The organism is Streptomyces sp. NPDC000410 (assembly GCF_040300305.1).
Classification (GTDB): Bacteria; Actinomycetota; Actinomycetes; order Streptomycetales; family Streptomycetaceae; genus Streptomyces.
In genome coordinates this window covers 1-11,538 of sequence record NZ_JBEPDM010000010.1, presented here as the reverse complement: position 1 = coordinate 11,538, position 11,538 = coordinate 1, and the positions used below count along the sequence as shown (strand labels likewise).

Sequence of the window (11,538 nt, the reverse complement as noted above, 5' to 3'; positions counted from 1 at the left end):
GCCGGGCCGTTTTGGCGAAGAATTCGGCATTCTGGGGGGCTTCCTGCGGTAAGGGGCGCGCAACGTCGAACAAGCGTGTAGCTTGCCGGGTCAACAGGGCTGGGGGGCCGGGGGGCCGACTCCAGGGGTTTGGGGGGATTGCTCGATGGGTGTGCGGCTCATGGTGGTCGACGACCACCGACTGCTCGCCGAGGCGCTCGCCTCGGCTTTGAAGCTGCGCGGGCACCGGGTGCTCGCGGCGGCGGCGCCCACGGCGGGGGCGGCCGACCTCGTGGTCAGCAGGGCGCCCGAGGTGTGCCTGATGGGGACGGCGACACCGGCGGAGCCGGGCGTGTTCGACCCGATCGTGCGGATCAAACGCGAGCGCCCGCAGGTGGCCGTCGTCGTGCTAGGGCCGGTGCCGTCGCCGCGCGGGATTGCCGCGGCGTTCGCGGCGGGCGCGTCCGGTTACGTACGCCACGACGAGCGCATCGAGGGGGTCGAGCGCGCCCTCGTCAAGGCGCGGGCCGGTGAGACCGCGGTGGCGCCGCAACTGCTCCAGGGCGCCTTCACCGAGCTGCTCAACCCGGCGGTGCAGCCCGACGACGAAGGGCAGCGGCTGCTGCGGATGCTCACCGCGCGGGAGGTGGAAGTGCTCGTACGGGTGGCGGAGGGCGAGGACACCCGGCTGATCGCGGCGGGGATGGGGATCGCCCCCAGCACGGCCCGTACGCACGTCCAGCGGGTGCTGATGAAGCTGGGCGTGGGCTCCCGGCTGGAGGCGGCGGCCCTCGCGGCGCGCACGGGGCTGCTGGAGCGGGCCGAGATCCCCCGGCCGTCGTCCTCGCCGGACACCTGACGTTCCTTCTGATGTGCCCCCGAGCAGGTCCGTCCGCGGCCGCTCGGGGGCTTCGTGCTGTCCCGTACCCCGCGTGGCCGACGTTCCGTGTGGTTCCGTTGACTCCTCTGTTCGGTCATGGTTTCTTGTGTGCGGTTGTGTTCGGTGAGGGATGGGGGGCCGGTGAAGAAGACGGTGACCAGGCTCGCCGACGGGCGGGAGCTGCTCTACTACGACTCCCGGGACGACGCCGTCCGCGACGCCGTCGACCGGCGGCCGCTCGCCACCACGCTCACCACCTCCGAGATCCGCCGCGACCCGCTGCTCGGCGACGCCGTCGCCATCGCCTCCCACCGCCAGGACCGCACCTACCACCCGCCCGCCGGAGAGTGCCCGCTGTGCCCCTCCCGGGACGGCCGGCTCAGTGAGATCCCGGACAGCGACTACGACGTCGTCGTCTTCGAGAACCGCTTCCCCTCGCTCGCCGGCGCCTCGGGCCGCTGCGAGGTCGTCTGCTTCACCTCCGACCACGACGCCTCCTTCGCCACCCTCACCGAGGAGCGGGCCGCCCTCGTCCTGGAGGCCTGGACCGACCGGACCGCCGAGCTGGCCGAACTTCCGCAGGTCAAGCAGGTGTTCTGCTTCGAGAACCGGGGCGCGGAGATCGGGGTGACCCTCGGGCATCCGCACGGGCAGATCTACGCGTACCCGTTCGTCACCCCGCGCACCGCCCTCATGCAGCGCTCCGCCGCCGAGCACCGCGCCGCCACCGGCCGCAATCTGTTCGACGACAACGTCGCGCGGGAGCTCGCCGACCCCGTACGGGTGGTCCTGGAGGGTGAGCACTGGGTGGCCTTCGTGCCGTACGCCGCCCACTGGCCGTACGAGGTCCACCTCTACCCGCGCCACCGCGTCCCGGACCTGCGGGAACTCGACGGCGCGGCGCGCACAGAGTTCCCACAGGTCTATCTGGAACTCTTGAGACGCTTCGACCGGATCTTCGGCACGGACGAACCGCCGACGCCGTACATCGCGGCCTGGCACCAGGCGCCGTTCGGCGACGGCGGGCGTCGGGAGTTCGCGCTGCACCTCGAGCTCTTCACCATCCGCCGCACTTCCGGAAAGCTCAAATTTCTCGCGGGTTCCGAATCCGGCATGAGCGTGTTCATCAACGATGTGCCGCCGGAGGCCGCGGCCCAGCGACTGCGAGAGGTAGCGACGACGTGAGCACCGTGAACAAGGCGGGCAAGTACCTGGTGACCGGCGGCGCCGGATACGTCGGCAGTGTCGTGGCCGCGCATCTGCTGGAGGCGGGGCACGAGGTGACCGTGCTCGACGATCTGTCCACGGGCTTTCGCGAGGGCGTCCCGGCGGGCGCCTCGTTCATCGAGGGCCGTGTCCAGGACGCGGCGCGCTGGCTCGACCCCTCGTACGACGGCGTGCTGCACTTCGCCGCCTTCTCGCAGGTCGGCGAGTCGGTCGCGAACCCCGAGAAGTACTGGGTGAACAACGTCGGCGGGACGATGGCGCTGCTCGCCGCGATGCGCTCGGCCGGGGTGCGCCGCCTCGTGTTCTCCTCCACGGCGGCGACGTACGGCGAGCCCGTCTCCGCCCGCGTCACCGAGACCGACCCGACGGCCCCGACCAGCCCGTACGGCGCGTCGAAGCTGGCGGTCGACCACATGATCGGCGGGGAGTGCGCGGCGCACGGCCTGGCCGCGGTCTCGCTGCGGTACTTCAACGTGGCGGGCGCGTACGGCAGCTGCGGCGAGCGCCACGACCCGGAGTCGCACCTCATCCCGCTCGTCCTCCAGGTCGCCCTCGGCGGCCGTGAGGCGATCTCCGTGTTCGGCGAGGACTACCCGACCCCGGACGGCACCTGCGTACGGGACTACATCCACGTCGCCGACCTCGCGGAGGCCCATCTGCTGGCCCTCGGCGAGGCCACGGCCGGCGAGCACCTGATCTGCAACCTCGGCAACGGCAACGGCTTCTCGGTCCGCGAGGTCATCGAGACGGTCCGCAAGGTCACCGGGCATCCGGTCCCCGAGGTCGCCGCCGCCCGGCGGCCCGGCGACCCGGCCGTCCTGGTCGCCTCCGCGGCCGTCGCCCAGGAGCGCCTGGGCTGGACCCCGTCGCGGGCGGACCTGGCGGGCATCGTCGCCGACGCGTGGGAGTTCGCGCGTGGCCGCCGCTGACGCTGTCGCCGATGAGTTCCAGCGGCTTTACGGATACGCCCCCGAGGGCGTCTGGGCGGCCCCGGGCCGGGTCAATCTGATCGGCGAGTACACCGACGTCAACGACGGCTTCGTGCTGCCGCTCGCCCTGCCGCACACGGCGGTCGCGGCCGTCGCGCGCCGCACGGACGGCGTGCTGCGGGTGCACTCCGGGGACGTCGGCCAGGGCGTCGTCGAGCTGCGTGTCGACGCCCTGGCGCCGGGCTCCGGCGCGGGCTGGGCGGCGTACCCGGCGGGGGTGGTCTGGGCGCTGCGGGAGGCCGGTCACCCGTTCACCGGCGCGGACCTGCATCTGACCTCCACCGTGCCCACGGGCGCGGGGCTCTCCTCGTCAGCCGCCCTGGAGGTGGTCACCGCGCTGGCACTCGCCGAGCTGTACGGGCTCGGCCTGACCCACCCGGAGCTGGCCGTGCTCGCCCAGCGCGCCGAGAACGCGTACGTCGGCGTCCCGTGCGGTGTCATGGACCAGATGGCGTCGGCCTGTTGCGCCGAGGGCCACGCCCTGCACCTCGACACCCGCGATCTGACCCGGCGCCAGGTGCCCTTCGACCTCGCCGCCCACGGGCTCCAGCTGCTGGTCGTCGACACCCGTGTGCGGCACGCGCTCGGGGACGGCGCGTACGCGGAGCGGCGCGCCGGGTGCGAGGCCGGTGCGCGGGCGCTGGGCGTGCGCACGCTGCGCGAAGTCCCGTACGCGCACCTGCTCGATGCTCTCGCCCGTTTGTCCGGCACTGTGCTTTCCCGGGGGACGACCCCCGGACCCCCGCCGGAAGAGATTCGCCGGTACGTCCGCCACGTCGTCGGCGACAACCACCGTGTCGAGCGGACGATCGCCCTGCTCGACGCGGGCGATCCGCGCGGGGTCGGCCCGGTGCTGACCGAGGGGCACCGCTCGCTCCGGGACGATCTGAGGGTCTCCTGCCCGGAACTCGACCTCGTAGTCCAGGCATCCGACGCGGCGGGCGCGCTGGGTGCCCGGATGACCGGCGGTGGCTTCGGCGGCTCGGCGGTCGTCCTGGTCGAGTCGGGCGGCGGCGCGGACGCGGTCACCGAGGCGGTGACGGGGGCCTTCGCGGCAGCGGGCCACGCACCGCCGCGGGTGTTCCCCGCGGTCGCCTCGGCGGGTGCGCGCCGACTGGCGTGACGCGCGGCGCGTCGCTCGCCGCACTCCACGCGCCATGGGGCATGCGTCATGCGCGACCGGAAGTGATCACTCCGCGTCGACATCTGTCTTTTTTCGAAACTTCAACCACTCGCCAAACACACTGGCCAGTCAGTTCTGCAAATATCCTTCCCCTCCCCGCCCCCGTCCGTACTCTGATGCACAGCACCGGTGGGGGCCGGTGCTGATTCAGGGGGCGAGACAGTCGGGTACGACGCCCGGGGCGGGGTAGCAGTCAAGAACACGGCGGCGGCTGTGGGATTGCGCACCGCCCCATTCCCGGGCGCCGTACCCGTGCTTATTGGCCTCCGCCGGAAAACACAGCCTGGGGGTGTCTGTGGTCCGTATCCGGGTTCTGGTGGTGGACGACCACCGAATCTTCGCCGAGTCCCTGGCCGCGGCGCTCGCCGCCGAGCCGGACGTCGACGTCGCCGCGGCCGGCAGTGGCCCGGCCGCCATGCGCTGCCTCGAACGCGCGGCCGTCGACGGCCGCAAGTTCGACGTCCTGCTCGTCGACGCCGACCTCGGCGTGGCCGCGGCGCCCGCCGCCCCGGTCGTCGCCCGCGCGGTCCCCGACAACGGGGAGGGCGGCTTCGTCGACGGCCTCTCGCTGGTGGCCGCGGTCCGTTCGACCCGTCCCGCGGTCCGTACGGTCGTCCTCGCAGAGAAGGACGACCCGCGCCGGGCCGCCCTCGCGCTCCAGGCGGGCGCGTCGGGCTGGGTCGCCAAGGACTGCTCGCTGCAGCGGCTGCTCACCGTGATCCGCGGGGTGCTCCGGGAGGAGACCCATCTGGCGCCCGCGCTGCTCACGGGCGTCCTGCGGGAGCTCACCGCGGCGCGCAAGCACCGCACCGAGAGCGAGCGGCTGGTGGAGTCCCTCACCCCGCGCGAGCGCGAGGTGCTGTGCTGCATGGTCGCGGGCCTGGGCCGCAAGGCGGTCGCCGAGCGCCTCTTCCTCTCCCCGCACACCGTCCGCACGCACATGCAGAACGTGCTGGGGAAGCTGGGGGTGCACTCCACGCTCGCGGCCGTCGCGCTGGCGCGCAGGGCCGGTGTCGGTCCGGCAGAGCTGTCCTCAGCCGGGGATGTTGTCGAACGGGGCGGTCAGCTGGCGTAGCAGCCCGGCCAGATCGCCCCGCTGGGCCCGGGACAGCTGGGCCAGGATCGCGCGCTCCTGGGCGAGCAGCCCGGCGAGCGCCTGATCGGCGCGGTCGCGGCCCTCCGGGGTGAGCCGCACCAGCACACCGCGCCGGTCGCTAGGGTCGGGCAGCCGCTCGACCAGGCCCTTCTTCGCCAGCCGGTCGATGCGGTTGGTCATGGTGCCCGAGGTCACCAGGGTCTGGGTCAGCAGTTGGCCGGGGGAGAGCTGATAGGGCGCGCCCGCGCGCCGCAGCGACGTCAGTACGTCGAACTCCCAGGGCTCCAGATTGTGCTCGGAGAACGCGAGCCTGCGGGCCCGGTCGAGATGCCGGGCCAGCCGGGAGACACGGCTGAGCACCTCGAGCGGTTCCACGTCGAGGTCCGGGCGCTCACGGCGCCATGCAGCGACCAGCCGGTCGACCTCGTCCTCCATGACGATCAGTGTAGAGGGTCTGTCGATGTGAAGTCTCTTGACGTCAAGATATAGGTCGCTGGACTATTGGGCATGGTCGGGCCGGAACCTCGTTCCGCTTGGCTGCACCGTTCCAGCAAAGGGGCTCGAACATGCATTCCGTTCCCATCTGGGATCCACAGCAGTACCTGCGCCACTCCACCCATCGGACCCGCCCGTTCCTCGATCTGCTCGCCCGGATACCCGAACTGCCCACCCACACGGGCCACCCGCCGCGGATCGCCGACATCGGCTGCGGACCCGGCAATGTCACCGTGCTCCTCGCCGACCGCTGGCCCGGCGCCCGCGTCACCGGCTTCGACCTCTCCCCGGACATGCTCGCTCGCGCCGAGAGCGAATACGCCGGCACCACCCCCGGCGGCGGCTGGCTCGAATTCCGCCCGGCCGACGCCGCGCACTGGACGCCCGAGGAGCCGTACGACCTGATCGTCTCCAACGCCGCCCTGCAATGGGTGCCCAACCACCCCGAATCGTTCCCGAAGTGGGTCGACGGCCTGGCGCCCGGAGGCACCTTCGCCTTCCAGGTCCCGGGGAACTTCACCTCCCCCAGCCACGCCCTGCTCGGCGAACTCTGCGACACCCCCCAATGGCGCGACCGCGTCGGCGACCAGGGCCGCCGCTTCATCCACGTCCTCGAACCTGCCGACTACCTCATGCGGCTCGCCGACCTCGGCTGCGCGACGGACGTCTGGGAGACCACGTACTCCCAGCTCCTCAGCGGCGAGGACCCCATCCTCGACTGGGTGAAGGGCACGGCCCTGCGCCCGGTCCTCACGACCCTGGAGGACGACCCCGACGCGACCGACGAATTCCTCGCCCAGTACCGCGACCTGCTCCGCAAGGCCTACCCACCGGGCCCGCACGGCACGATCTTCCCGTTCCGCCGGATCTTCGCCGTGGCCAGGAAGGAGGCCTGATGCCCACCGCATTCCTGGCACCGACGCGCGGGCCGGCCACATGAGCGGCTTAGTGGGCTTAGACATCCCGGTCGGCGCCCGGCGACCGTGACCGGACGCCGACCGGGCCGCAGCCGCACGTCCCCCGGCTCTCAGTTCTTGCGGTGGCCTATCAGGCGCGGCTTCGGCTCCAGGCCGTCCAGACCGTGCCACGCCAGGTTCACCAGGTGCGCCGCCACCTCGGCCTTCTTCGGCTTGCGGGCGTCCAGCCACCACTGGCCCGTCAGCGCCACCATCCCCACCAGCGCCTGCGCGTACAGCGGCGCCAGCTTCGGATCGAAGCCGCGGGCCTTGAACTCCAGGCCCAGGATGTCCTCGACCTGGGTGGCGATATCGCTGATCAGCGAGGCGAACGTGCCCGTCGACTGGGCCACCGGCGAGTCCCGCACCAGGATGCGGAAGCCGTCCGTGTACGTCTCGATGTAGTCGAGCAGCGCGAACGCCGCCTGTTCGAGCAGCTCACGCGGATGACCGGCCGTGAGCGCTCCGGTCACCATGTCCAGCAGCTGGCGCATCTCGCGGTCCACGACGACCGCGTACAGGCCTTCCTTGCCGCCGAAGTGTTCGTACACGACAGGCTTGGAGACCCCGGCCTTCGCTGCGATCTCCTCCACCGACGTCCCCTCGAAGCCCTTCTGCGCGAAGAGCGTGCGGCCGATGTCGAGCAGTTGCTGGCGGCGCTCCGCCCCGGTCATCCGGACTCTGCGCCCCCGCCGGGGTTTCTCGCTGCTGCTGGGATTGCCACTGCCGTCGATCGCCACGTCCTCAATCATGCCGCCTCCGCGGCCTCCGTCCTGCGCCGGGCGTCGATCCGGTCCGCGGTCGGCCAGCGCACGTCGTACGCCCAACCCGCCAGCTCGAACCAGCGGATCAGCCGCGCGCTGGAGTCGACCTGCCCGCGCATCACACCGTGCCGCGCGCTCGTCGGGTCCGCGTGGTGCAGGTTGTGCCAGGACTCGCCGCACGACAGCACCGCCAGCCACCACACGTTGCCCGAACGGTCACGCGACTTGAACGGGCGCTTGCCGACCGCGTGGCAGATCGAGTTGATCGACCACGTCACGTGGTGCAGCAGCGCGACCCGGACCAGCGAGCCCCAGAAGAACGCGGTGAACGCGCCCCACCACGACATCGTCACCAGCCCGCCGACCAGCGGCGGGATCGCCAGCGACACGACCGTCCACCCCACGAACTGGCGGGAGATCCGCCGGATCGCCGGGTCCTTGATCAGATCCGGCGCGTACTTGTGCTGCGGAGTCTGCTCCTCGTCGAACAGCCAGCCGATGTGCGCCCACCACAGGCCCTTCATCAGCGCGGGGACCGTCTCACCGAACCGCCACGGCGAATGGGGGTCGCCCTCGGCGTCCGAGAACTTGTGGTGCTTGCGGTGGTCGGCCACCCAGCGCACCAGCGGACCCTCCACGGCCAGCGACCCCATGATCGCGAGCGCGATCCTCAGCGGACGCTTCGCCTTGAAGGAGCCGTGCGTGAAATAGCGGTGGAAGCCGATCGTGATGCCGTGACAGCCGATGTAGTACATCGCCACCATCAGGCCGAGATCGAGCCAGCTCACGCCCCAGCCCCAGGCCAGCGGCACCGCCGCGAGCAGGGCGACAAAGGGCACCGTGATGAACAGCAGCAGGGCGATCTGCTCGATCGAACGCTTGTTCTCGCCGCCGAGCGTGGCGGCGGGGAGGTCGGGTTCGGGCGGCATCCGGGCGTCGTCGATCACATCGGGGCTTGTGGTCATGGGGTGTCCCCTGGGGGGTGAGAGATCTGTCTGATCCGTGGCTACGGGTCCGTAACCTACGGCGTCGTAAGTATGGCAGCGCGACGCCTCGCGGCAAGAGGGCTGCGGACAACACGACGTGAACGGCCACCTATCCTGGTGCTCGTCGGACAGCGCGGTCCGCAAGCCTTCCGGAAAACCTCCAGACGTGCTCTAACTGTGCAAGGAGCCGCACCTGTGAGCAGTGCAGACCAGACTTCCACCGCCAGCGCGGAGCTGCGCTCCGACATCCGCCGACTGGGCGATCTGCTGGGCCAGACCCTCGTACGGCAGGAAGGCCCCGAGCTCCTCGAGCTCGTCGAACGCGTCCGGGCCCTCACCCGGACGGACGGCGAGGCCGCCGCGGAGCTGCTCGGGGACACCGATCTGGAGACCGCCACGAAGCTTGTGCGTGCGTTCTCCACGTACTTCCATCTTGCCAACGTCACCGAACAGGTGCACCGCGGTCGTGAGCTGCGGGAACGGCGCGCCGCCGAGGGCGGACTGCTCTCGCGCACCGCCGACATGCTCAAGGACGCCGACCCCGAGCATCTGCGCGAGACCGTACGGAACCTCAACGTACGGCCCGTGTTCACCGCCCACCCGACCGAGGCGGCGCGCCGGTCCGTCCTGAACAAGCTCCGGCGCATCGCCGAGCTCCTGGAGACCCCGGTCATCGCCGCCGACCGGCGCCGCCACGATCTGCGGCTCGCGGAGAACATCGACCTCATCTGGCAGACCGACGAGCTCCGCGTGGTCCGCCCCGAGCCCGCCGACGAGGCCCGCAACGCCATCTACTACCTCGACGAGCTGCACGCCGGAGCCGTCGGGGACGTGCTGGAGGACCTCGCCGCCGAGCTGGAGCGCGTCGGCGTCGAGCTGCCCGCCGGCACCCGCCCGCTCACCTTCGGCACCTGGATCGGCGGCGACCGCGACGGCAACCCGAACGTCACGCCGGACGTCACGAGCGCCGTGCTGATCCTCCAGCACGAGCACGGCATCACCGACGCCCTGGCGGCCATCGACGACCTGCGCGGGCTGCTGTCGAACTCCATCCGTTACGCGGGCGCGACCGAGGAGCTGCTCTCCTCGCTCCAGACCGACCTGGAGCGGCTCCCCGAGATCAGCCCCCGCTACAAGCGCCTCAACGCGGAAGAGCCGTACCGCCTCAAGGCCACCTGCATCCGTCAGAAGCTCCTCAACACCCGCGCGCGCCTCGCCAAGGGCACCCCGCACGAGGACGGCCGCGACTACCTCGGCACCGCCGAGCTGCTGCACGACCTGGAGCTCGTCCAGACCTCCCTGCGCGAGCACCGCGGCGGACTGCTCGCCGACGGCCGCCTCGACCGTACGATCCGCACGCTCGCGGCCTTCGGGCTCCAGCTCGCCACGATGGACGTACGCGAACACGCGGACGCCCACCACCACGCGCTCGGCCAGCTCTTCGACCGCCTCGGCGAGGAGTCGTGGCGCTACGCCGACATGCCGCGCGACTACCGCCAGAAGCTGCTCGCCAAGGAGCTGCGCTCGCGGCGCCCGCTCGCGCCGACGCCCGCGCCGCTGGACGCCGCGGGAGCGAAGACCCTGGGCGTCTTCCACGCCGTCAAGGAAGCCTTCGAACGCTTCGGGCCCGAGGTCATCGAGTCGTACATCATCTCGATGTGCCAGGGCGCCGACGACGTCTTCGCGGCCGCCGTGCTCGCCCGCGAGGCCGGCCTGATCGATCTGCACGCGGGCTGGGCGAAGATCGGCATCGTGCCGCTGCTGGAGACGACGGACGAGCTGCGCGCCGCCGACGTCATCCTCGACGGCATGCTCGCCGACCCGTCGTACCGCCGCCTCGTCTCGCTGCGGGGCGATGTGCAGGAGGTCATGCTCGGGTACTCCGACTCGTCGAAGTTCGGCGGCATCACCACCTCGCAGTGGGAGATCCACCGGGCGCAGCGACGGCTGCGTGACGTCGCGCACCGGTACGGGGTACGGCTGCGGCTCTTCCACGGCCGCGGCGGCACCGTCGGCCGCGGCGGCGGCCCCACGCACGAGGCGATCCTCGCGCAACCCTGGGGCACGCTGGAGGGCGAGATCAAGGTGACCGAGCAGGGCGAGGTCATCTCCGACAAGTACCTGATCCCGTCGCTGGCCAGGGAGAACCTGGAGCTGACGGTCGCCGCCACGCTGCAGGCCTCCGCCCTGCACACCGCGCCGCGCCAGTCCGACGACGCCCTGGCCCGCTGGGACGGGGCCATGGACACCGTCTCGGACGCGGCCCACTCGGCGTACCGGCGGCTCGTCGAGGACCCGGACCTGCCCGCGTACTTCTTCGCCTCCACACCGGTGGACCAGCTCGCGGAGCTGCACCTGGGCTCCCGGCCTTCGCGCCGTCCCGACAGCGGGGCGGGCCTGGACGGGCTGCGGGCCATCCCGTGGGTGTTCGGCTGGACCCAGTCGCGGCAGATCGTGCCGGGCTGGTTCGGGGTGGGCTCGGGCCTGAAGGCGCTGCGGGAGGCCGGCCACGGGGCGGTCCTGGAGGAGATGTACGGCCGCTGGCACTTCTTCCGGAACTTCATCTCCAACGTGGAGATGACCCTCGCCAAGACGGATCTGCGGATCGCCCGGCACTACGTGGACACGCTGGTGCCGGAGCCGCTGAAGCACGTCTTCGCCGACATCGTGGCGGAGCACGAGCTGACGGTGCAGGAGGTGCTGCGGGTGACGGGCGGTGAGGAGCTGCTCGACTCCAACCCGGTGCTCCAGCAGACCTTCGCGATCCGCGACGCCTATCTGGACCCGATCTCGTACCTCCAGGTGGCGCTGCTGTCGCGCCAGCGCGGGGCCGCCGAGCGCGACGAGCCCTCGGACCCGCTGCTCGCGCGTGCGCTGCTGCTGACGGTGAACGGAGTGGCGGCGGGCCTGCGCAACACGGGCTGACGCCCGGGCCCACCCGGAAGACCGCCGCCCGGCGCCACAAGATGGGACTCGCCGACCC

10 protein-coding genes are annotated in these 11,538 nt (G+C 71.6%); 7 read left to right on the top strand and 3 right to left on the bottom strand.

Going from position 1 to position 11,538, the window contains the following annotated elements:
- Positions 1-145 precede the first annotated feature (145 nt).
- The 5 genes from ABT342_RS14185 (at position 146) to ABT342_RS14165 (ending at position 5,333) form a co-directional block, all read left to right on the top strand.
- Positions 146-838 (top strand): helix-turn-helix transcriptional regulator, encoded by a 693-nt coding sequence (locus tag ABT342_RS14185; protein ID WP_351572072.1) that lies wholly within the window; start codon positions 146-148, stop codon positions 836-838.
- A 162-nt stretch (positions 839-1,000) separates the two neighbouring features.
- Positions 1,001-2,044 carry a galactose-1-phosphate uridylyltransferase gene (galT, locus tag ABT342_RS14180; protein WP_351572069.1) on the top strand — a complete coding sequence of 348 codons (1,044 nt, stop codon included), beginning with the start codon at positions 1,001-1,003 and terminating at the stop codon, positions 2,042-2,044.
- A complete protein-coding gene (galE, locus tag ABT342_RS14175) occupies positions 2,041-3,015 on the top strand; it encodes a UDP-glucose 4-epimerase GalE (RefSeq protein WP_502965532.1) in 975 nt (324 codons plus the stop codon). The genes galT and galE overlap by 4 nt, the downstream gene beginning before the upstream one ends.
- Positions 3,002-4,198 (top strand): galactokinase, encoded by a 1,197-nt coding sequence (gene galK, locus ABT342_RS14170; RefSeq protein WP_351572066.1) that lies wholly within the window; start codon positions 3,002-3,004, stop codon positions 4,196-4,198. The genes galE and galK overlap by 14 nt, the downstream gene beginning before the upstream one ends.
- A 355-nt stretch (positions 4,199-4,553) precedes the next feature.
- The gene (locus tag ABT342_RS14165) at positions 4,554-5,333 is read left to right on the top strand and encodes a LuxR C-terminal-related transcriptional regulator (protein ID WP_351572435.1); all 780 of its coding nucleotides are present in this window, start codon (positions 4,554-4,556) and stop codon (positions 5,331-5,333) included.
- On the opposite strand, the gene tamR is transcribed toward ABT342_RS14165, so the two are convergent.
- On the bottom strand, positions 5,292-5,789 hold the full coding sequence (gene tamR, locus ABT342_RS14160; protein ID WP_351572063.1) for a MarR family transcriptional regulator TamR: 498 nt from the start codon (positions 5,787-5,789) through the stop codon (positions 5,292-5,294). The two genes, ABT342_RS14165 and tamR, sit on opposite strands and share 42 nt — an antisense overlap.
- Before the next feature lie 131 nt (positions 5,790-5,920).
- Here tamR and ABT342_RS14155 point away from each other — a divergent pair, with 131 nt between their 5' ends.
- On the top strand, positions 5,921-6,745 hold the full coding sequence (locus tag ABT342_RS14155; protein ID WP_351572061.1) for a trans-aconitate 2-methyltransferase: 825 nt from the start codon (positions 5,921-5,923) through the stop codon (positions 6,743-6,745).
- 131 nt (positions 6,746-6,876) lie between these two features.
- Here the strand turns inward: ABT342_RS14155 and ABT342_RS14150 are convergent, their stop codons facing one another.
- Both ABT342_RS14150 and ABT342_RS14145 read right to left on the bottom strand, forming a co-directional pair.
- Positions 6,877-7,557 (bottom strand): TetR family transcriptional regulator, encoded by a 681-nt coding sequence (locus ABT342_RS14150; RefSeq protein ID WP_351572060.1) that lies wholly within the window; start codon positions 7,555-7,557, stop codon positions 6,877-6,879.
- Positions 7,554-8,534: an acyl-CoA desaturase gene (locus ABT342_RS14145; protein WP_351572057.1), complete on the bottom strand. Its 981-nt coding sequence runs from the start codon at positions 8,532-8,534 to the stop codon at positions 7,554-7,556. Before ABT342_RS14145 ends, ABT342_RS14150 begins: the two co-directional genes overlap by 4 nt.
- Before the next feature lie 216 nt (positions 8,535-8,750).
- On the opposite strand from ABT342_RS14145, the gene ppc reads away from it, so the two are divergent.
- On the top strand, positions 8,751-11,480 hold the full coding sequence (ppc, locus tag ABT342_RS14140) for a phosphoenolpyruvate carboxylase (RefSeq protein WP_351572054.1): 2,730 nt from the start codon (positions 8,751-8,753) through the stop codon (positions 11,478-11,480).
- The last annotated feature ends 58 nt before the right edge of the window (positions 11,481-11,538 follow it).

Coding starts and splice junctions, on each gene's coding strand:
- ABT342_RS14185 (WP_351572072.1), top strand. CDS start 146: ATGGGTGTGCGGCTCATGGTGGTCGACGACCACCGACTGCTCGCCGAG.
- tamR (WP_351572063.1), bottom strand. CDS start 5,789: ATGGAGGACGAGGTCGACCGGCTGGTCGCTGCATGGCGCCGTGAGCGC.
- ABT342_RS14155 (WP_351572061.1), top strand. CDS start 5,921: ATGCATTCCGTTCCCATCTGGGATCCACAGCAGTACCTGCGCCACTCC.
- ABT342_RS14150 (WP_351572060.1), bottom strand. CDS start 7,557: ATGATTGAGGACGTGGCGATCGACGGCAGTGGCAATCCCAGCAGCAGC.
- ABT342_RS14145 (WP_351572057.1), bottom strand. CDS start 8,534: ATGACCACAAGCCCCGATGTGATCGACGACGCCCGGATGCCGCCCGAA.